The organism is Microbacterium sp. GQ128 (assembly GCF_059758615.1).
Window position 1 is genome coordinate 187,636 of sequence record NZ_JCAXDY010000002.1, and the last position, 19,178, is coordinate 206,813.

The window sequence follows — 19,178 nt, forward strand, 5'->3', positions numbered from 1 at the left end:
TCCGTCTTGGTGCGCGGCGCCCCCGGCCCGGCCCCGTCCCGTCAGGTCCCGTCCCGTCCCGTCCCGTCCCGTCCCGTCCCCTCGCGCCGGTCCACTTGTCGGACGGATGCACACCCGTCGGACGGATCCTCGGCGTGTCCCCCGACATCCGTGATTCCTCCCGACATCCGCACACCTTTCTCCCGACATCCGCACACCTTCCTCCCGACATCCGTGCGTATGCTCACCCGGCCGACCCGCCGATGGATGCCGCGCGCGCACGGCCTGCACCCGCGCTCTTCCGCGCAGCCGCGAGGCAGGGCATTCTGGACGGATGCCCCTGTCCGCCAACGAGCTGCACCGGCGCGGAGTCGAGGCGGCGAACGCGCGGCGGTTCACGCAGGCGAGGCGCACGCTCGACGCGGCATCCTCCCGCACCGAGGATCCCGATCTGCGCGCCCGCATCGACGGCACGTCGGCCTACGTGCTCGCTCAGACCGGGCAACCCGCGGCCGCCGAGCAGCTGTGCCGACACGCACTCCGCCGCCCCGGGCTGCGCTCCGAGACGATCGCCGTGCTCAGCGGCCAGCTCGGCGTCCTCCTCATGCACGCCGGGACGTTGGCGGAGGCGGAGGTCGAGCTCAGCCGCGCCATCGACACGTTCACCGCCATCGGCGACGAGACCACCGAGCTCGCGAACTGCCTGATGAACCGCTCGGTCGTGCGGATGCAGCGGCGGGAGCTCGACAGCTGCGTCGAAGATCTGCGGCGCGCGGTGGCCGTGTACGAGGCGAACGACGATCAGGAGCCGCTCGCCGAAGCGCGGCACAACCTGGGTTACGCGGCGCTGCTGGGCGGCGACCTCGTCACCGCGCTCACGTTGATGACCCGCTCCCGTCCGACGCTCGCCGCGATCAGCGACCTGGCCGCCGCGATCAGCGACCTCGACCGCGCAGAGGTGCTTCGCGACGCCGGCCTCACCACCGAGGCGGAGGCCCTGCTGGGTCGGGTCGCCGCGGAGTTCGGCGCGCAGCGGATGCGACAGGCCAGGGGTGAAGCCGAGTTCCACCTCGCCCGCTCGCTGCTGCGCCATGACCCGGCTGCCGCCGAGCGCACCGCCCGCACGTCGGCACGGCGCTTCACCGCCCTCGGGAACCAGGGATGGGCGGCCCGCGCCGAAGCGGTGCGGCTCGAAGCACGACAGCGGGCGAAGCCGGACCGCCCCCTCGACGCATCCGCCTTCGCCCGCACCGCCAGAGCCCTCGACCACGCGGGGTTCCGCACCGAGGCCACCGGGCTCCGCCTGAGCGCGCGGCGCGACGGTGCCGGGCGTCTCCCGCGACTCGACGACAGCGCTCCGACGCCGCTCCGCCTCCGCGCCCACGAGGTGCGAGCCGCGCGCGCCGCTGCACGGGGTCGGGACCGCGACGCGCTGCGGGCCGCCGCCGACGGACTCGAGCTGCTCACCGCCTGGCAGCAGTCGTTCGGCGCCCTCGACCTGCAGGCCTCGGTCGCCATGCACGGAAGCGACCTGATGTACGCCGGTCTCTCCGCCGCGGCCCGCCTGCACGACCCGGCGACGCTGTTCGAGTGGTCGGAGCGCGCCCGGCACCTGAGCCAGCAGGTCGCTCCGGTGCGCCCTCCCCGCGACGACTCGCTGGCGGTCGATCTGGCGGAACTGCGGATGCTGCGCGCCGAGCTCGCGGGCGCGGACTGGACCACGGATGCTCGTGTGCGCGCCCTGCGCGACCGGGTGCGCGAGCGGCAGTGGGCCGCGACGGGTTCGGGCGGCACCCGTGAGCGGTTGGGGCTCGCCGAGGCGACGGCGCTGCTCGATCCCGACACCGCCGTCCTGTCATACGTCTTCACCGGCTCCGCGCTGCACGCCGTCGCGGTGACGTCGTCGGGGGCCACGGTCGTCGACCTGTCCTGGTCGCGGGTGCAGTCCGCACTCGACGGTCTGCGCGCCGATCTCGACATGGCCGCGCTCACCCGCGGCGGGCTGATGGGGGCCGTGACCGCACGCGCACTCGCCACGCGCTTGGCGCTGTTGGATGCCGAGCTGCTCGCGCCGCTGCTCTCGGCGGCACCGTCGGCACGTCGTCTGGCGATCACCGTGCCCGGAGCGCTCGGCGGGGTGCCGTGGGCGATGCTGCCGGGCATGGCCGGAGTCCCGTTCACGCTCGCGACGTCGGTCTCGCGGCTGCTGGGCAGCGGGACGGGCGTCCGCGGACGCCCGTCAATGATCGGATTCGCGGCGGGGCCCCGCGTCCCCCGCGCCGGCGAAGAGGTGCGGCGGGCAGCGGATGCCTGGAGCGGCGGCGGCGTGGCGACGCGGATCCTCGACAGCGGTGAGGCGACGGTGGCGGCGGCCACCGACCTCGCGTCGAACAGCGACGTGCTGCACATCGCCGCGCACGGCAGGCACGCGGTGGACAACCCGCTGTTCTCGGGTTTCGAGCTCGCCGACGGCATCCTCTTCGGCTACGACGTCGACCTGATCCCGCGCGTCCCGGCGACCGTGATCCTCTCGGCGTGCGAGCTGGGGCGTTCCTCGGTGCGCTGGGGCGAGGAGGCGCTCGGGATGACGCGGGTGTGGCTGCACGCGGGCGCCGACTGCGTGATCGCCGCTCCGGTCGCCGTGCCCGATGAGGTGGCGGCCGAGCTGCTGAGCGCCGTGCATGTCGGTCTGTCCGACGGTGAGACCCCCGCCGTGGCACTTGCCCGGGCCACCGTCGACACCGGCCTCAGCGCGCCGTTCCAGTGCCACGGCGACGGATTCTGACCTTTTCCTCCATTCGGTGTATCAGAACGGGTGCCGCACGCTCCTGTTCTTCGGAAGGTGCCATGCGAAGGGCCTCGAAGGGTTGAGGCGCGAGGGAGGCGCAGTCGGATCTGGGGAATCATGCGCGCTGGGGAGCGTGAATACGACACGGACACCATCTGCTCGAGGGTGTCGCGGCCTGCAGCCGCGGCGCTCTCAGAGGGCCTCGACGTTCTGGGGACGTCGGGGCCCTTGGGGTGTCCGGGCTCAGGACTTGGCAGCGGCGCGCGGTCGGGGAGGACCCGTTTCGAAGGAGATCCCGCGGAATGAAGGATCGGATGCTCGAATCGGTCCTTCAGAACGTGAGAACTCCTTCATCCCGTGCGTCGGCAGGGCAGGTCAGGCGCTGGCGCCGGCGCCGGCGAGCCACCGCGACCCTCAGGCCACGAGCACGGCGTAGCCGGCGGCGCGGAGGGCGGCGAGCGCCTCGGCATCCGCTCCGGCATCCGTGATCACGGTCGCGAAGAGGTCGACGCCGCCGACCGCCGAGAACGCCTCGACCCCGAGCTTGCTGCCGTCGGTGACCACGACCGCGCGCCGGGCGCGTTCGGCCATCATGCGGTTGACGGCAGCTTCACGCTCGTCCTGAGTCGTGGCGCCCGCGGCGGCATCCATCCCGTTCACGCCGATGAACGCGATGTCGAGCCGAACCCCGCGCAGCAGCTGTTCGACGAAGGGCCCGACGAGTTCGTAGCTGCGGGAGTGGATGACCCCGCCGGTGACGACGACCTTGATGTCGGGTCGCGTGGCGAGCTGCGCAGCTATGTTCACGGCATTCGTGACCACGGTGATGCCACCGTTCCCGGACAGGTCGTCGCGGGCGGCGAGGGCCGCGGCGATCGCGGTGGTGGTCGTGCCGCCCGACAGCCCGACCACCATGCCGGGGGCGACCAGGCCCGCCGCGGTCTGAGCGATGTTGGCTTTCTCGTGCGTGCGCAGGTGGCTCTTGTAGCGGATCGGCAGCTCGTAGGCGACGGCCTGCGCCACCGCGCCGCCGTGCGTGCGGGTGAGCAGCCGCTGCTCGGCGAGCGAGTCGAGGTCGCGGCGGGTCGTGGCCGACGAGGCGCCGAACTGCTCCACCAGGTCTTCCACCGTGACCTCGCCGCTCGTGGCGAGAAGGTCGAGGATCGCGTTCAGCCGCGCCGCCCGCTTCATCGTGCTCCCTGCAGGGCGAACAACCGGAGCATGCGGGCAGCCTCGGCGGCCAGAGCGTCACGCGCGGGTGCCAGATACTTGCGCGAGTCGACGAGCCGCTCGTCCGCATCCAGCTTCTCGCGCACCGCCCGGGTGAAGAACCCGTTGAGGTGCGTGGAGACGTTGATCTTGGTCATCCCCGCGCGCACGGCGTCGGCGATCACGGCATCCGCCACCCCCGAGGATCCGTGCAGCACGAGGGGGACGGGCAGGGCTGCATGCAGGCGCGCGATCAGGTCGAGATCGAGCGACGCCGTGCGGTCGGTCATCGCGTGAGACGAGCCCACCGCCACCGCGAGCGCGTCGACACCCGTCGCCGCGACGAACGCCCGCGCCTCGTCGGGGTCGGTGCGCACACCCGGCGCATGCGCACCGTCCTTGCCGCCCACCTCGCCCAGCTCGCCCTCGACGTAGACCCCGGCCGCATGCGCCCGTGCTGCGACGGCCGCCGTGAGGGCCACGTTGTCGTCATAGGGCAGCGCCCCGCCGTCGAACATCACGGACCCGAAGCCCAGCGCGATGGCCTCGTCGACCAGCTCGGGCCGTTCGGCATGGTCGAGGTGCACGGCGACCGGCATCTCCGCGCGTCGTGCCACCGCGAGCGTGGCCAGAGCGATCGGTTCGAGCCCACCGTGATAGTCGGCGCAGTTCTGCGAGATCTGCAGGATCACGGGCAGCTCGGCGAGCGCGGCTGCGCGCACCAGCCCCTCGGCGGTCTCGAGGTGGATCACGTTGAACGCGCCGATCCCGGTGCCGGCGGCGGATGCCGCGGAGACGAGGTCGCGAGCGGAGACGAGGGTCACGAAGGGTCCTTCCGGAACGATTCGGGGGCGGGATGCGAGACGAGCAGCTGCTGTTCGAGTGCGCGCCAGCGCGGGGAGATGTCGCCGGCGAGCGGAGTGAGGACCGCGGCCGCGGACCAGGCTGTGGCGCGACGGAGGATCTGCTCGGGGTCGCGCTCGCCCGCCGCATACAGCACGGCACACGCGGCCACCCCGGCATCCCCGGCGCCGGTCGGATTGCCGGCGAGAGGTTCGTCGAGCCGGGCGTGCACGAGGTCGGACGCGGTGACGGCGAGCATGCCGTCGGCCCCCAGCGAGAGCAGCACGAGCTCGGCGCCGCGGGCGATCAGCGCACGGGCGCCCTCGACGGGGTCGGCGATGCCGGTGGCTTCGACGAGTTCGGCCGCGTTGGGCTTCAGGACGTCGGCGCCGGCATCCGCCGCACGCAGGAGCGCCGGCCCCGAGGTGTCGGCGATCACCGGGACTCCGGCATCCTTCCCCACCGCGATGAGCATGGGGAGGAGCGATTCCGGGGCGCCGGGCGGCACACTGCCGGACACGACGAGGACCGTCGCGGTCGGCAGCCGTTCGACGACCTCGGCGAGGAGGTCCGCCCACTCGCTGTCGCTCGGGTTGACGCCGCGCTCGTTGATGATCGTGGTGTCCCCGGCGGACTCGTCGACCACGGCGACGCTGCGCCGGGTCTCGGCGGCCACCGATACGAGGGCGTGCGGCACGCCACTGGCACCGAGCTCGGCGGCGAACTCCTCGCCGACGCGCCCACCCATCGTGGTGATCGCGAGCACATCCGCGCCTTCCGCGTTTGCCACGCGGGCGACGTTGAGGCCCTTGCCACCGGCGCGTGCGACTCCGGCATCCGCCCGGTGCGTGCCGCCCTCGCGGAGCCGATCCACGTGCCAGGTCAGGTCGAGCGCGGGGTTGGGGGTGACGGTGAGGATCACGTGAGCTCCCTCGCGCGCAGGGCGGCACCGAGCAGGCCGGCGTTGCCGGAGAGCTCGGCGGGGACGAGCACGGGGATGCGGTGGAAGCTGAGCCGGGCCGCGAGGCGCGCGCGCAGTTCATCGAAGAGGGCTCCACCCGCGCGGGACAGACCACCGCCGATGACCACGGCCTGAGGCGCGACGACCGCGGTGAGCTGCGCGAGCGACATGGTGAGGGCGTCGAGCGCCGAGTTCCAGATCTCTGCCGCCACCTCGTCGCCGGCCGCCGCGCGGGCGATCACATCCCTGGCCCCGTCGGGTGCGACGCCGGTCGCCTCGCGGTAGCGCCGCGCGATGGCCCCCGCGGATGCCACGGCCTCCAGGCAGCCGCGCGCGCCACAGGGGCAGATCGGCCCGTCGGCGATGGGCGAGTGCCCGATCTCGCCCGCGTAGCCGCCTGCGGTGTACGGCACTCCGCCCACCAGCAGGGCGCCGGCGATGCCCGTCCCGATCACGAGCACGACGGCATCGGCGTAGTCGCGGGCGCCCCCGAGCCGACGCTCCGCCCAGCTCGCCGCGCGGACATCGTGATCGAAAGCCACGGGAAGGCCCAGCCGCGCGGAGGCGAGATCACGCAGCGGTGAGTCATGCCAGCCGAGGTTGCTCGCGAACACGCCGAGGCCGGCATCCGCATCCACGATGCCCGGCACCACGAGCCCGACCGCCTGCGGCACCACGTCGGGATGCGCGTCACGCAGTTCGGCCGCCAGCACCTCGAGCCGCTCGAGCAGATCGTGCGTGCGGTCGCCGTCGGCGATCGGCGTGGGCGTACGACGGAGTCCGAGCGCGGTCCCCTCGGCGTCGAACAGCGCCGACTTGATGTCGGTTCCGCCCACGTCGAACGCCAGCACCGGCGCGCCCCGTCCGAGCGTGCGCACGTCGGAGAGCTTCTCTCCCGCCGCGTCGCGCTCGACGTCGGGAACGGCCGATGCCGCGTCAGGGTCGATCATCATCGGCTCCGGCAGTGCGTGGGGTCATGCATCCAGGATGACGGATCGCGTGAGGTTGCGCGGCTGATCCGGGTCGAGCCCGCGCTCCACCGCGCGATCCAGCGCCGTGCGGTGCAGGCGCACGAGGTCGGCGAGCGGGTCGATCGCGCGCTGCTCGAAGCGGGCGCCGGTGGCGGCCACCTCGCCGGCGAGTCCCTCGGGAGCCTCACCGAACTGCCACGTCACCCGGCCGGGCGCGGCGATGGCGATCGGACCGTGGCGGTAGTCCATCGACGGGTAGGCCTCGGTCCAGGACTGCGACGACTCACGCAGCTTCAGAGCGGCCTCGTGGGCGAGACCGATCGTCCAGCCGCGTCCGAGGAACGTGTACTGCTCGGCGTCGCGCAGTTCGTCATCGCCGGGCTCTGCCAGCACGGCCTCGGCATCGGCGATGGCGGCGGTCAGGTCCTCGCCGAGCGACGCGCGGAACAGGGCGAGTGCCGTCGTGGCGAAACGCGTCTGCACCACGGACTTCTCGTCTGCGAACGGCAGCAGCACCGCGTCGTCGACGAGCGACACGAGCGGCGACGTCGGGTCGCCGATGACGCCGATGGTGCGGACGCGGCCCTTGACGCGGTCGACGAGCTCGAGCACCTCGCTGGTCGTGCCGGATCGCGTCAGCGCGACGACGGCGTCGTATCCGCGGTCGATGAACGCCTCCGAGGCCGCGAACGCATCGGTCTCGCCGTGCCCCGCGGACTCGCGGAGGGCGGCGTAGGACTGCGCCATGAACCACGACGTGCCGCAGCCGACGACCGCGACGCGCGGGCCCGTGGCCGGCAGCATGCCCTGCTCTGCCTTCAGATCGGCGACCCGTGCCCACATCTGCGGCTGGGATTGGAGTTCCTCGCGCATGTACGCGCCGGGAAGTGATTCAGTCATCGAGGTGCCCTTCGTGCGATATGTTGCATACTTGTGATCGTTTGAAGCCGGAATCAATCATAGTATGGCGTCAAAGAAGAGCAACCCCCGGTTACTCTTGATTTGTTTGTTCCCCTGACAAATAATCGAGAAGTTCTAAACCCTCGTCGTCGATTCCGATCGTCGCCGAGAACCCCGAGCCCCGGCTTGAACGATCGCGGATGCCACCCGGCGAAACGATCACCACGCACCGTCGCGTGAGTTGTGCTTGCGACTGTGCACCACACCCCCTCCCGAAGCGGCCCGCCGCCGAGGGGCGGACACTCACAGTGAGGAATGCAATACACATGAAGAAGTCACTGCGGTTCGGCGCCGCCGCCATTGCGGCCGTCGCCACGCTCTCGCTCGCTTCGTGCGGGTTCGGCGGATCGTCCGGAGACGGCGGAGGCGAAGAGGGGTCGACGACCCTCGACCTCCTCGTCCCCAGCTACTCGGACGGCACCAAGGCGAACTGGGAGACGGTGATCAAGGGGTTCGAGAAGGCCAACCCCGACATCGACGTCAAGCTCGAGGTGCAGTCCTGGGACAACCTGGAGAAGGTCGTCTCCACCAAGATCCAGGCGGGCGAGGCTCCCGACATCTACAACGGCGGTCCGTTCGCGGGCTTCGTCGGCGACGAGCTGCTCTACCCGACCGAAGAGGTCGTCTCCGAGGAGACCTTCTCCGACTTCCAGGAGTCGTTCCTCAAGAACGCCGAGGTCGACGGCACCGCGTACGCGCTGCCCATGATCGCGTCGGCCCGCGCCCTGTTCGTCAACAACGCGCTGCTCGAGCAGGCCGGCGTCGAGGCACCGACCGACTGGGACTCGCTGCTGGATGCCGCGACCAAGGTGTCGGCACTCGGCGGCGGCGTGGCCGGCTACGGCATGCCGCTCGGATCCGAAGAGGCGCAGGCCGAGGCAGCCGTGTGGCTGTGGGGCGGCGGCGGATCGTTCGGCGACGAGTCCGAGATCACCATCGACACCCCGGAGAACCTCGTCGGCGCCGAGCAGATCAAGAAGATGATCGACGCGGGTGCGACCCAGGCCGACCCCGGTTCGACGCAGCGTTCGCCGCTGATGGACATCTTCATCCAGGGCAAGATCGGAATGCAGGTCGGCCTCCCGCCGACGGTCGGCCAGATCGCCGATGGCAACCCCGACCTGGACTACTCCATCGTCCCGATCCCGACGAAGGACGGCTCGCCCTTCACGCTCGGTGTCATGGACCAGCTGATGGCGTTCGAGAACGACGGCGACAAGCAGGACGCGATCACCAAGTTCTTCGACTACTACTACTCGGCCGACGTGTACGTGCCGTGGGTGCAGGCCGAGGGCTTCCTGCCCGTCACCAAGTCCGGGTCCGAGGCCCTGGCCGGCGAAGAGGCACTCAAGCCGTTCCTCGACGTGCTGCCCGACGCACAGTTCTACCCGTCGACGAACCCGAAGTGGTCCGCCGCCGACGGTGCGTTCAAGTCGCTGTTCGGTCAGCTCCAGACGAAGCCGGCACAGGACGTGCTGACCGAGATCCAGGCGCAGGTCGACGCGGGCTGAGCCCGCTGACGGAGAGGTTCGGGTACCCGAATGAGCCAGAAGACAGAGTCCTCGAACCTCGCGGGGGCGGCCACCACCGGCCGCCCCCGCCCCCGGAAGAACCCGGCTGCCCTCCGCGGCAGGCCGGGCGGAAAGGACCTCCTCCAGGCGCTGCCCTGGATCGCCCCCGCACTCCTGCTCATCATCGGCGTGGTGTTCTTCCCCGCCGGGGTGATGTTCTTCAACTCGACGCGAGACATCTCCCTGTCGGGCCTCGACAAGGGATCGGTCGGCTTCGACAACTTCGTCACGGTCTTCACGTTCGCCGAGTTCTGGCCGATTTTCTTCCGCACGATCGTGTGGGTCGTGTCGGTCGTGCTGTTCACGGTCGTCATCTCGCTCGGCCTCGCGCAGATCCTCAACAAGGCGTTCCCCGGACGCCAGCTCGTGCGCATGGCCGTCATCGTGCCGTGGGCGGCATCCGTCGTCATGACGACGATGGTCTTCTACTACAGCCTCGAGCCGTACTTCGGGGTCTTCAACAAGTTCCTCTACGACATCGGCCTCTCGGACGACGCGGTCGGGTACGGCTGGACCAAGAACCCGACGACCGCCTTCATCTGGTCGATCGTGATCGCGATCTTCGTGTCGCTGCCGTTCACCACGTACACGATCCTCGCCGGACTCCAGTCGGTTCCCGCCGACGCGATCGAGGCGGCGAAGATGGACGGCGCTGGCCCGGCCCGCACCTACTGGTCGATCATCCTGCCGCAGCTGCGCAGCGCGCTGGCCGTCGCGGTGCTCATCAACATCATCAACGTGTTCAACTCGCTGCCGATCCTGAAGGTGATGACGGGGTCGATCCCCGGCTACGGCGCCGACACGATCATGACCCTCATCTTCAAGTACATCGAGCTGCAGAAGAAGGTGGATGTCGCGAGCGCCCTCTCGGTGGTCGCGTTCCTCATCGTCATCGTGATCGTCGCGGCCTACGTGAAGATCGTCAAGCCCATGAAGGAGGTCTGATCATGACCGTGACCGAGACCGCCCTCGTGACCACCGCCGGCGACGCCGCGGCACCCCGCATCCCTGGCCGCAAGCGCCGCTACACCGAGGACCAGGTGACGCTTCCCCGCGTCATCCTCCGCACGGTCGCTGGATTCCTGGTGCTCGCGATCTTCGTGCTGCCCTACCTGATCATGTTCTTCGGCTCCGTGAAGACCAAGCCGCAGATCCGCTCGGTCGACCCGACGTACCTGCCCACGGAGTGGCACTGGGAGAACTACATCACGATGTGGTCGACCCCCGAGACACCCCTGCCCTACAACCTGATCTCGACGATCGTGATCGCCGTGTTCGCGACGCTGCTCGTGCTGCTGGTGTCGCTGCCGGCGGCGTACTACACGGCCCGGTTCAAGTTCCCCGGCCGCATGGTGTTCCTGTTCCTCGTGATCATCACGCAGATGCTGCAGCCCGCCGTGCTCACCTCGGGCCTGTTCCGACAGTTCACGGTGCTCGGCCTCGGCGACACCTGGATGGCGATGATCTTCATCAACGCCGCCTTCAACCTGTCGTTCGCGGTGTGGATCATGCACTCGTTCTTCGCGGGCATCCCGAAAGAGATCGATGAGGCCGCGCAGATCGACGGCGCCGGGCGATTCACCGTGCTGTTCAAGATCAACCTGCCGCTGGTGTGGCCGGGCATCGTCACCGCGATCGTGTTCACGTTCGTCGCCTGCTGGAACGAGTTCGCGGCATCCCTCGTGATCCTGTCCACCGACAAGAACCAGCCGCTGTCGGTCGCACTGACCAAGTTCGTCGGGCAGTACGAGACCAGCTGGCAGTACGTGTTCGGTGTCTCGATCGTCGCGATCCTGCCGGTGGTCATCCTGTTCATGCTCATCGAGAAGCGCCTGGTCGGCGGTCTGACCGCGGGCAGCGTCAAGTAGCCGGCCCGGGTCTCGTCCGCGGGGCCCGGGTCTCGTCCGCGGCCAGGGTCTCGTCCGCAGGGCCCGGGTCTCGTCCGCAGCCCGCCCGCCGGGGTCTCGTCCGCGGCCCGATCGCTTGTCGGACGGATGCACGGATGCAGGGCCGAAGCACGGCGTGTCGTCCTGCATCCGTGCATGCTCCCGACATCTGAACCGCCGCACGGGCACGGGAGCGGGAGCGGGAGCGGGAGCGGGCGGCATGGTAGACATCTGGGAAAGCGACGAAGGAGTCCCATGCGCCATCCACGTGCGGCGATCAGCCTCGCCTCCGCATCCGCCGTCCTCGCGGTGATGCTGGCCGGCTGCACCGTGGCCGAGCCCCAGGCCGCACCGACGCCGACACCGACGGTCGAGACCGTCGTGCAGGTGAGCACGAGCGGACCGGCGATCACGGGGACGGGACCGACCGACCCCTATCCGGGAGTCGACTTCCCGCTCCCCGACCATGCGCGGTCGGTGACGATCGACTTCGAGTGCGAGGGCGGCACGAACTTCCACATCGAGGTGGGCGACCCGATGGCGACCGGAGAGGCTGCGCTCGGCGGCACGTGCGACGGCATCACGTCGCTGACCTGGCCGGTCACCGAGTCCACAGCCCAGAAGCTGTTCGTGTGGACTCCCGACGATGTCGAGTGGACCGCGACCCCGCACTACTCCACCGCCGAGTTCATCCGCGACCAGGCGATCACCACCGAATGCGAGGCCTTCTCCTCGGTCTACAGCGCGTTCTCGAACGCCGATATCGGCTTCACCGAGTACCAGGCGTTCGACGAGGCGGAGTGGAAGCGTCGGGTCGATGCGGCTGCCGCCGAGCTCGCGACGCTCGCCGACACCTCGGAAACCACCATGGCGGAGTCGTTCGATGCCCTGCTCGCCTGGGTGCGCGGCGACGGCTACACCCCCGGAGCAGTGCTGCACGACACGAGCCTGATCGACCCGATCAGCGACATCTGCAGCACGAACCACAGCCCGCTGATCCTGGTGGGCGAGTTCGGCGGCTGAGCATCCGTCAGCCACCGCCCGCCCGCGCATCCGCCGCACGTTCCGAAGGAGATCTCGCGTTATGAAGGACCGGATGCCCGATTCCGTCCTTCATAACGTGAGAACTCCTTCAAGCCGTGCGCTGGCAGGGCGGATGCCGGAGGTGGGTGCTGCTCTGGCAGGTCAGGCGCGCTGACAGATCAGATGCGAGGGACGGATGCTGCGCGCAGCTGCGCCGGACTCCAGCGCACTCCGAGCGCCGAGGTCAGTGCAGCCTGCGCGGCGCCGGCCGCGAGCGACACCCGGGGGTCGGCGTAGCGGACGGGGACCTGAACGGTGCCTCGCGCGGGATAGGCCGTCTCACGGCGCACGAGATCCAGGAAGCGGTCTCCGAGGACCACTGCGGGACCGCCGATCACCACCTCGGTCGGATCGAGCAGAGCGCTGATGAGCTTGACCGCCCTGGCGAGAGCCCGCGCACCGTCGTCGAGGTCGTCCTGGTCGGCCTGGGCGACGAGGGCACGGATCTCGGTGGCGTCCATGGCATCGGAGAACCCGTCGCCGAGCATCGCCCCCAGGGCAGCCGCCGACTCGAGGCAGCCGTGTTGGCCGCAGCGGCAGAGGCGGGCCGCGTCGCCGAACACCACCTGCACGTGGCCGATCTCCCCGGCGCGGTCCCGGGGGCCGGGCGCGAGCTCGCCGTCCAGCGTCACGGCCGCGCCCACACCGCCGCCGAGGTGGATGAAGAGCCGGTATCCGGAGGGCGACTCCTCCATCCCCGATTCGGCGATCGCCTCGGCGTCGACGTCGTTGATGAGCAGCACGGGCGCACCGAGGATCCGCTCGAACCGCTCGGCGAGGGGCACTCCCTCCCACTTCAGCTGCACGCTCTCCAGCACGGACCGGCCGTCCGTCGTCCCCGGCAGCTGCACACCCGCGGCGAGCAGTCTCCCGCCGAACTCGCCGGCGACGGCCGTCAGCGCCTCGTCGAGCGAGCGGTCTCGCTCCTCGACGCTGTAGCTCACCCGCCGCGTCTCGATCTCCGTGCCGTCGAGCGCCACGAGGGCGATGTGCGCGTGGAGCGGCTGGATCACCAGCACCAGGATCAGGTGGTGGCTCGCATCGACGCTGAGGGTGGTCGCCCGTTTGCCGCCGGTGCTCGCGGCCTGCTCCCCCTCGACGATCAGCCGATCCTCGATGAGTTCGGCGACCAGGGAGGACGCGGTGGCGGCGGTCAGTCCGGTCGACCTCGCGATGCCCGCCCGCGTCTGGGTGCCCGGATTCCGGAAGACGAGCTGCAGCGCGCGGCGCAGGTTCGCACGCCGCACCGACGCCTGGGTGTCGAGGCTGTCATCCGCGTTGAGCATGTGTTCCCGATTCCGAGCTCGCCGGTCGCGAGCTGTTGACAGATCGTGGGCCGATCCGTAGTCTCTCCCTAAGTTTATTCATTGAACTTAGTTGGTCTTCCGACCTCCCGAGCTCCGGACGGGCGAGTGCTGCACACACCGTCGCCCGTCCGGCACCTCCCTCAGCGGCTCTCGGCCGCTTCGGTGTGGTGGCGGATGACCTCGGCCACCACGAAGTTGAACCACTTCTCGGCGAACTCCGGATCGAGATGAGCCTCCTCGGCCAAGGCCCGGAGCCGCGCGACCTGCTGCTCCTCACGATTCGGGTCGGACGCCGGCATCTCATGCTCGGCCTTCAGGTGCCCGACCTGCTGCGTCGCGCGGAAGCGCTCGGCCAGCATGAAGATCAGTGCGGCGTCGATGTTGTCGATGGTGGCGCGAAGGCGGAGCAGTTCGGCCTTCGGGTCCTCGGCGGCGGTCATGCCCCTACTCTAGAGCCGCGGAAGACCCGGATTTCGACCTGTCGCACCGCTATCGTGAGCACATGAACAACGAAGAGTCGCCTGCCTCCGCGCCCCTCGACGGTGCCGCACCGAGTAGCGCCGTCGACGACGACGCGGTGACGAGCGACACCACGGATTCTGCGCCCGCCCGACGCAGATCCGCGCCGACGTCCGAGGCCGCGTCGACCGAACCCTCCGTCGCGCCCCGTCCGGTCGTGATCGAGCCAACGACGCCGAGCCGCTCCTTCTGGACGCGCATCGACCGCCCCTTCGTGTTCGGCTTCCTGGTGACCCTCGGCGGCCTCGGTGCGATCGTGATCGGCCTCGCCCTCACGAGCCTGTCGACAGTGCTCATCTACATCGCCCTCGCGCTGTTCGGCGCGCTGGGCCTCGACCCCGCCGTCCGGTTCCTGGAGAGGCGCGGCGTCTCGCGGGTGCTGTCGGTCGTGGTCGTGATCCTGAGCCTCATCGTCGTGGTGGCACTCGTGCTGTGGATGATCCTCCCCGTCGTGATCGAACAGATCTCGAGCTTCGTCCGCTCGGTGCCCGGCATGATCCGGGAGTTCACCGGCAGCGACCTCTATGCGACCCTCGAAGCGCAGTTCGGCGATCAGTTCCAAGACCTCGTCGCCGAGGTGCAGGCCTTCCTCTCGGACTTCGGCAACCTGGCGACGATCGGCGGCGGCGCACTGGCCGTCGGAGCCTCGATCGCCACCGGCATCTCCGGCGCCATCATCGTCCTGGTCCTGACGCTGTACTTCCTCGCGTCGCTCCCCGCCATGAAGCAGGGGCTACTGCGTCTCGTCCCGGCCCGCGACCGCGCTCGCGCCGGAGACATCACCGACCAGATCACCGACTCGGTCGGCGGATATGTGATGGGAATGGTCATCCTCGCGTTCTGCAATGCGACGCTGGCGTTCCTGCTCTACTTCTTCCTCGGCCTGCCGTTCCCGCCGCTGATGGCGGCGATCGCGTTCTGCGTCACCCTGATCCCGCTGGTGGGTTCGGTGCTGTTCTGGATCCTCGGCACCTGCCTCGCCCTGTTCAGCAACCCGATCGCTGCGCTCGTCTTCGCCGCGATCTACCTCGTCTACATGCAGATCGAGGCCTACGTGATCACCCCGCGCGTTATGAACCGCGCCGTCTCCGTCCCCGGCTCCCTCGTCGTGATCGGCGCGCTCGCGGGTGGGACGCTGCTCGGGCTCCTCGGCGCGCTCGTGGCCGTGCCGGTCACGGCATCCATCCTCATCATCATCAAGCAGGTCCTGGTACCGAAGCAGGACGCCCGGATCTGACCGTCACCCCCGCCCTGCCCCGCCCTGCGCTGCCCCCGACCTGCCCCTCGCTGCGACCGCCCGAGCACAACTTCGGAGATTCGGACCGACACGCCGCTGCGGGCGGCGAACATCCGGCGCGTCCGGCGCGATCTCCGAAGTTGTGCCGAGTCGGGCAGGACGGCAGGCCGGCAGGACGGCAGGACGACGGGACGACAGGCCGACAGGACGACGAAGCGCCCGACCCCGTAAGGGGCCGGGCGCTTCTGTCGAGGGACGACTCAGAGGTCGTTGTCCGCCAGCCACTGCTTGGCGATGTCGGATGCCGACTTCTGGTCGACCGTGCTCTGCACGTTCAGGGCGACGAGCTCTTCGGCGGTCAGCTTGGCGCTGATGGCGTTGATCACGTCGGCGGCCCCATCGGGCAGGTCGTCGGACACGATCGGCACGACGTTCGAGGCCAGGATGATGTTCTCCGGGTCTTCGAGCGCCACGATGTCCTCGGTCTGGAACGCCGGGTCTGCCGAGTAGATGTCGGCCACCTGGATCTCGCCCGCCAGCAGCGACTCGAGCGTGGTCGGGCCGGTCGCAGAGAAGGCGAGGTCGACGCCGTAGACCTCCTTGGCCGCGGCCGGGCCGTAGGGGCGCTGCTCGAACTCCGGTGCGGCGCCGATGGTGACCGGCGTGGTGACCTTGGAGAGGTCGGAGATCGAGGTGAGACCGTTCTCGTCCGCGAAGCTCTTCAGCACCGTGTACGTGTCCTGGTCGGATGCCTCGGCGTAGTCGAGCGCGGTGAGCCCGTCGGGCAGCGCCTCCTTGAGTGCCTCGTAGACGTCGTCGGGGCTGGTCGCGGTCGCGTCCTTGTCGAGGTACTCGAGCAGGTTGCCCGTGTACTCCGGGAAGACGTCGATCGCGCCGGACTCGACATCGGGCATGTACGCGTCGCGCTGTCCGATGTTGAACTCCTCCTTGACCGTGAAGTCGGCGCCCTCGAGAGCCTGCGAGTAGATCTCGGCGATGATCTCGTTCGAGTAGTACGCCTGCGAGCCGATGACGATGGTCTCGTCGCCGGAGCCTGCGTCGTCGGTCGGAGCGTCGAGCGGGTTGCTGTTGGTGCAGCCGGCGAGGACGAGCGCCGCGGCGAGCGAGACGCCACCGGCGAGGGCGAGTCGTGACTTACGTGCTGTGAACATGGGACTTCCTCTTCTCTGGGACAACGGGATGGATGCTGTGGGTCGGTGTCAGGCGGGGGCGGCAGCCGCGGCCTTGAGGGCGGTGCGCGATCGACGCTTGCGCGGTGCGGCTCGCACGCCCGCGGGGACGGCGGCGTGCTGGAGGAGCGCGAAGATCAGGTCGACGGCGAGCGCGAGGACGGCGACAAGGATCGCCCCGCCGAGCACCTGATCGAACCTGCGCAGGGGGATGCCCTGGATGATCGGCCAGCCGAGACCGCCGAGGTTCACGTAGGCGGCGATCGTCACGGTGGCGATCACCTGGAGGAGGGCGGAGCGGATGCCGCCGACGAGGAGTGGCAGACCGAGCGGCACCTCGACCTTCCAGAACACCTGCCATTCGGTCATCCCCATGGAGCGCGCCGAGTCGAGCACCCGCCGGTCGATGGCCTCGAGGCCCGTGTAGGCACCCGCGAGGAGCGACGGGATCGCGAGCAGGACGAACGTGATAATCGCGGCTTCGGGGATGCGGAGCACGCCGAGCAGCAGCACCAGGAGCACCAGGAGGCCGAACGACGGGATCGCCCGCGCCGCACCGGAGACCGCGACGGCGAACTCCCGTCCTCGTCCGGTGTGCCCGATGAGCCAGCCGATCGGAACGGCGATGACCGCGGCGATCACCACCGAGATCAGCGTGTAGTACATGTGCTGTCCGAACAGGATGGGCAGCGAGTACGGCCCCTCCCACCGGTCGGGGGAGAAGAGCCAGGCGAGGGCGTCGGTGAACACGTTCATGCGGCGGCCCCGATGCTCACGGCCCGACGAGCGGCCGACGGAGTCTTCGACGCGCGCGTCCACGGCATCAGCGCGCGGCCCAGCAGCAGGAGCAGCAGGTCGATCACGAGCGCGATCACCACGACGGCGACCACACCGGCGAACACCTCAGCGAGGATGCGGCGCTGCAGGCCGTTCTCGAACAGGTAACCGAGGTTGGTGACGCCCACGAGGATGCCGACCGTGGCGAGCGAGATCGTGCTGACCGCGGCCACCCGGAGTCCGGCGAGGACCACGGGCCCGGCGAGCGGGAAGTCGACCGTCCAGAACCGTCGGAAACCGCCGTAGCCCATCGCGGTGGCGGATTGGCGGATCGCGGGGTCGACGGAGTCGAGGCCGTCGGAGACCGCCCGCACCAGGATCGCGATCGCGTAGATGGTGAGGCCGATGATGAGGTTGATGGGGTCGCGAGCCGGGTAGCCCGCCACAGACGGCAGGAGGATCAGCAGCGCGAGCGACGGGATCGTGTAGAGCAGCCCGGTGAGGACGATGACCGGCCCCTTCACCAGCTGGTAACGCCAGGCCAGCCACCCGAGCGGCACGGACAGCACGAAGCCGAGCACGATCGCGATCGCGCTCTGCTGCAGGTGGATCACGGTCAGCTCGAGGATGAGGCCGAGATTGTCGACGACCCAGTTCACGGAGCGCCCTTCGTCGCGCTCTCCTCACTCAGGAGCGCATCGGTGACGGCATCCGGCACGTCGATGATCGAACCCTGGGTGCGTCCTTCGGAGTCGACCACCACGGTTCCGCGCGGTGTCTGCTTGAGGTGCAGCGCCCGCTTGCCGCGGTCGGCGCCGATGAACGCAGCCACGAAGTCGTCGGCCGGGTTCTCGATGATCTCGCTCGGGCTGCCCACCTGCACGATGCGCGCGCCCTTGTCGAGGATGACGACCTGGTCGCCGAGCAGGAAGGCCTCGTCGATGTCGTGCGTGACGAACACGACCGTCTTGTCGAGCTCGTGCTGGAGGCGGATGGTCTCCTGCTGCAGGTCGGCACGGACGATGGGGTCGACCGCGCCGAACGGCTCGTCCATGAGCAGGATGTTCGGGTCAGCGGCGAGCCCGCGGGCCACGCCGACGCGCTGCTGCTGACCGCCGGAGAGCTGGCTCGGGTAGCGGTCGGCGAGCGCCTGGTCGAGCCCGACCGTGTCGAGCAGCTCGCGCGCCCGCTGGTGCGCCGCGGCCTTCTTCACCCCGGTGAGCCGCAGCACGGTGGCCACGTTGTCGATCACCGTGAAGTGCGGCATGAGCCCGGAATTCTGCATGACGTAGCCGATGCGCCGACGCAGGGCGACCGGGTCGCCGTGGAGCACGCTCTCGCCGTCGATCTCGACATCGCCGGAGGTCGGCTCGACCATGCGGTTGATCATCCGCAACAGGGTGGTCTTGCCGCAGCCGGAGGAACCGACGAACACGGTGGTCTTGCGCGACGGCAGCACCAGGCTGAAGTCGTCGACGGCGAGCGCGCCGCCGGGGAACCGCTTCGTGACGTTGCGGAACTCGATCATGGGCTGGTCTCCAGTCGGTCGATCGATGCGAGGGCAGGCAGGACTACGGACCGACCTCGACGCGGGGGTCGAAGGCCACGTAGCCCGAGAAGTCCTTGCCGACGCGGTCGAAGGCCGAGGGGTACGGGTTCGGGTACGACCAGGCGTAGTCGGTGTGGAGCTCGCCCTCGGTCTGCACGGAGAAGTACTGCGCGGCACCCTTCCACGGACAGGTGTAGGGCGTGGGGCTCTCGACGAGCGCGCCGGGCGCGACGGATGCGGGCGGGAAGTACCAGTTGCCCTCGATGCGGACGAGTTCGCTCTCGTCGGCCTCGGCGATGACGGTTCCTGCGAGTACAGCCTTCATGGTCCTGCCTCCTCGGATGTGGG

Annotated in this window: 18 protein-coding genes; 6 read left to right on the plus strand and 12 right to left on the minus strand. The window is 69.7% G+C overall.

Annotated elements, in window-relative coordinates; translation table 11 throughout:
- Nucleotides 1-313 precede the first annotated feature (313 nt).
- Complete coding sequence (locus AC6CHX_RS06920) at nt 314-2,764, plus strand: CHAT domain-containing protein (protein ID WP_498272201.1); 2,451 nt, start codon at nt 314-316, stop codon at nt 2,762-2,764.
- Nucleotides 2,765-3,181: 417 nt separating this feature from the next.
- Here the strand turns inward: AC6CHX_RS06920 and AC6CHX_RS06925 are convergent, their stop codons facing one another.
- The 5 genes from AC6CHX_RS06925 to AC6CHX_RS06945 are packed head-to-tail and all read right to left on the minus strand — an operon-like array spanning nt 3,182 to nt 7,651.
- Nucleotides 3,182-3,958 carry a DeoR/GlpR family DNA-binding transcription regulator gene (locus AC6CHX_RS06925; RefSeq protein WP_498272202.1) on the minus strand — a complete coding sequence of 259 codons (777 nt, stop codon included), beginning with the start codon at nt 3,956-3,958 and terminating at the stop codon, nt 3,182-3,184.
- Nucleotides 3,955-4,800, minus strand: a complete 846-nt coding sequence (locus tag AC6CHX_RS06930; RefSeq protein ID WP_498272203.1) for a class II fructose-bisphosphate aldolase — start codon at nt 4,798-4,800, stop codon at nt 3,955-3,957. Before AC6CHX_RS06930 ends, AC6CHX_RS06925 begins: the two co-directional genes overlap by 4 nt.
- A complete protein-coding gene (locus AC6CHX_RS06935; RefSeq protein ID WP_498272204.1) occupies nt 4,797-5,741 on the minus strand; it encodes a 1-phosphofructokinase family hexose kinase in 945 nt (314 codons plus the stop codon). Before AC6CHX_RS06935 ends, AC6CHX_RS06930 begins: the two co-directional genes overlap by 4 nt.
- Nucleotides 5,738-6,730, minus strand: coding sequence for an ROK family protein (locus tag AC6CHX_RS06940; protein ID WP_498272205.1), 993 nt, complete (start codon nt 6,728-6,730; stop codon nt 5,738-5,740). The genes AC6CHX_RS06935 and AC6CHX_RS06940 overlap by 4 nt, the downstream gene beginning before the upstream one ends.
- Before the next feature lie 24 nt (nt 6,731-6,754).
- The gene (locus AC6CHX_RS06945) at nt 6,755-7,651 is read right to left on the minus strand and encodes an SIS domain-containing protein (protein ID WP_498272206.1); all 897 of its coding nucleotides are present in this window, start codon (nt 7,649-7,651) and stop codon (nt 6,755-6,757) included.
- A 326-nt stretch (nt 7,652-7,977) separates the two neighbouring features.
- Between AC6CHX_RS06945 and AC6CHX_RS06950 the strand changes: the two genes are divergently transcribed.
- The 4 genes from AC6CHX_RS06950 to AC6CHX_RS06965 all read left to right on the plus strand — a co-directional run bounded on the left by AC6CHX_RS06950 (nt 7,978) and on the right by AC6CHX_RS06965 (nt 12,191).
- A complete protein-coding gene (locus tag AC6CHX_RS06950; RefSeq protein WP_136041725.1) occupies nt 7,978-9,222 on the plus strand; it encodes an extracellular solute-binding protein in 1,245 nt (414 codons plus the stop codon).
- A gap of 30 nt (nt 9,223-9,252) precedes the next feature.
- On the plus strand, nt 9,253-10,227 hold the full coding sequence (locus tag AC6CHX_RS06955; protein WP_498272207.1) for a carbohydrate ABC transporter permease: 975 nt from the start codon (nt 9,253-9,255) through the stop codon (nt 10,225-10,227).
- Nucleotides 10,228-10,229: 2 nt separating this feature from the next.
- Nucleotides 10,230-11,150 (plus strand): carbohydrate ABC transporter permease, encoded by a 921-nt coding sequence (locus AC6CHX_RS06960; protein ID WP_498272208.1) that lies wholly within the window; start codon nt 10,230-10,232, stop codon nt 11,148-11,150.
- Between the two features lie 273 nt (nt 11,151-11,423).
- Nucleotides 11,424-12,191, plus strand: a complete 768-nt coding sequence (locus AC6CHX_RS06965) for a hypothetical protein (protein WP_498272209.1) — start codon at nt 11,424-11,426, stop codon at nt 12,189-12,191.
- Nucleotides 12,192-12,370: 179 nt separating this feature from the next.
- On the opposite strand, the gene AC6CHX_RS06970 is transcribed toward AC6CHX_RS06965, so the two are convergent.
- Together AC6CHX_RS06970 and AC6CHX_RS06975 are read right to left on the minus strand one after the other, a co-directional pair.
- Nucleotides 12,371-13,537, minus strand: a complete 1,167-nt coding sequence (locus tag AC6CHX_RS06970) for an ROK family protein (protein ID WP_498272210.1) — start codon at nt 13,535-13,537, stop codon at nt 12,371-12,373.
- A gap of 161 nt (nt 13,538-13,698) precedes the next feature.
- Nucleotides 13,699-13,998 (minus strand): chorismate mutase, encoded by a 300-nt coding sequence (locus AC6CHX_RS06975; protein WP_021200128.1) that lies wholly within the window; start codon nt 13,996-13,998, stop codon nt 13,699-13,701.
- Between the two features lie 62 nt (nt 13,999-14,060).
- Here AC6CHX_RS06975 and AC6CHX_RS06980 point away from each other — a divergent pair, with 62 nt between their 5' ends.
- Nucleotides 14,061-15,314 (plus strand): AI-2E family transporter, encoded by a 1,254-nt coding sequence (locus tag AC6CHX_RS06980; protein WP_498272211.1) that lies wholly within the window; start codon nt 14,061-14,063, stop codon nt 15,312-15,314.
- Between the two features lie 260 nt (nt 15,315-15,574).
- On the opposite strand, the gene AC6CHX_RS06985 is transcribed toward AC6CHX_RS06980, so the two are convergent.
- The 5 genes from AC6CHX_RS06985 to AC6CHX_RS07005 are packed head-to-tail and all read right to left on the minus strand — an operon-like array spanning nt 15,575 to nt 19,155.
- Complete coding sequence (locus tag AC6CHX_RS06985) at nt 15,575-16,486, minus strand: ABC transporter substrate-binding protein (protein ID WP_136041281.1); 912 nt, start codon at nt 16,484-16,486, stop codon at nt 15,575-15,577.
- Between the two features lie 48 nt (nt 16,487-16,534).
- Nucleotides 16,535-17,260, minus strand: coding sequence for an ABC transporter permease (locus tag AC6CHX_RS06990; RefSeq protein ID WP_498272212.1), 726 nt, complete (start codon nt 17,258-17,260; stop codon nt 16,535-16,537).
- Nucleotides 17,257-17,940: an ABC transporter permease gene (locus AC6CHX_RS06995; RefSeq protein WP_136041279.1), complete on the minus strand. Its 684-nt coding sequence runs from the start codon at nt 17,938-17,940 to the stop codon at nt 17,257-17,259. Before AC6CHX_RS06995 ends, AC6CHX_RS06990 begins: the two co-directional genes overlap by 4 nt.
- Entirely contained in the window at nt 17,937-18,809 is an 873-nt protein-coding gene (locus AC6CHX_RS07000; protein WP_136041278.1) for an ABC transporter ATP-binding protein, read from the minus strand. Before AC6CHX_RS07000 ends, AC6CHX_RS06995 begins: the two co-directional genes overlap by 4 nt.
- Before the next feature lie 43 nt (nt 18,810-18,852).
- Nucleotides 18,853-19,155, minus strand: coding sequence for a DUF427 domain-containing protein (locus AC6CHX_RS07005; RefSeq protein WP_136041277.1), 303 nt, complete (start codon nt 19,153-19,155; stop codon nt 18,853-18,855).
- Nucleotides 19,156-19,178: the final 23 nt, after the last annotated feature.

Excerpts from the sequence above, each read along its gene's own strand:
- AC6CHX_RS06945 (WP_498272206.1), bottom strand. The coding sequence starts at position 7,651 with ATGACTGAATCACTTCCCGGCGCGTACATGCGCGAGGAACTCCAATCC.
- AC6CHX_RS06970 (WP_498272210.1), bottom strand. The coding sequence starts at position 13,537 with ATGCTCAACGCGGATGACAGCCTCGACACCCAGGCGTCGGTGCGGCGT.
- AC6CHX_RS06920 (WP_498272201.1), top strand. The coding sequence starts at position 314 with ATGCCCCTGTCCGCCAACGAGCTGCACCGGCGCGGAGTCGAGGCGGCG.
- AC6CHX_RS06960 (WP_498272208.1), top strand. The coding sequence starts at position 10,230 with ATGACCGTGACCGAGACCGCCCTCGTGACCACCGCCGGCGACGCCGCG.
- AC6CHX_RS06940 (WP_498272205.1), bottom strand. The coding sequence starts at position 6,730 with ATGATCGACCCTGACGCGGCATCGGCCGTTCCCGACGTCGAGCGCGAC.
- AC6CHX_RS07000 (WP_136041278.1), bottom strand. The coding sequence starts at position 18,809 with ATGATCGAGTTCCGCAACGTCACGAAGCGGTTCCCCGGCGGCGCGCTC.
- AC6CHX_RS06985 (WP_136041281.1), bottom strand. The coding sequence starts at position 16,486 with ATGTTCACAGCACGTAAGTCACGACTCGCCCTCGCCGGTGGCGTCTCG.
- AC6CHX_RS06965 (WP_498272209.1), top strand. The coding sequence starts at position 11,424 with ATGCGCCATCCACGTGCGGCGATCAGCCTCGCCTCCGCATCCGCCGTC.
- AC6CHX_RS06980 (WP_498272211.1), top strand. The coding sequence starts at position 14,061 with ATGAACAACGAAGAGTCGCCTGCCTCCGCGCCCCTCGACGGTGCCGCA.
- AC6CHX_RS06990 (WP_498272212.1), bottom strand. The coding sequence starts at position 17,260 with ATGAACGTGTTCACCGACGCCCTCGCCTGGCTCTTCTCCCCCGACCGG.
- AC6CHX_RS06955 (WP_498272207.1), top strand. The coding sequence starts at position 9,253 with ATGAGCCAGAAGACAGAGTCCTCGAACCTCGCGGGGGCGGCCACCACC.
- AC6CHX_RS06950 (WP_136041725.1), top strand. The coding sequence starts at position 7,978 with ATGAAGAAGTCACTGCGGTTCGGCGCCGCCGCCATTGCGGCCGTCGCC.
- AC6CHX_RS06925 (WP_498272202.1), bottom strand. The coding sequence starts at position 3,958 with ATGAAGCGGGCGGCGCGGCTGAACGCGATCCTCGACCTTCTCGCCACG.
- AC6CHX_RS07005 (WP_136041277.1), bottom strand. The coding sequence starts at position 19,155 with ATGAAGGCTGTACTCGCAGGAACCGTCATCGCCGAGGCCGACGAGAGC.
- AC6CHX_RS06975 (WP_021200128.1), bottom strand. The coding sequence starts at position 13,998 with ATGACCGCCGCCGAGGACCCGAAGGCCGAACTGCTCCGCCTTCGCGCC.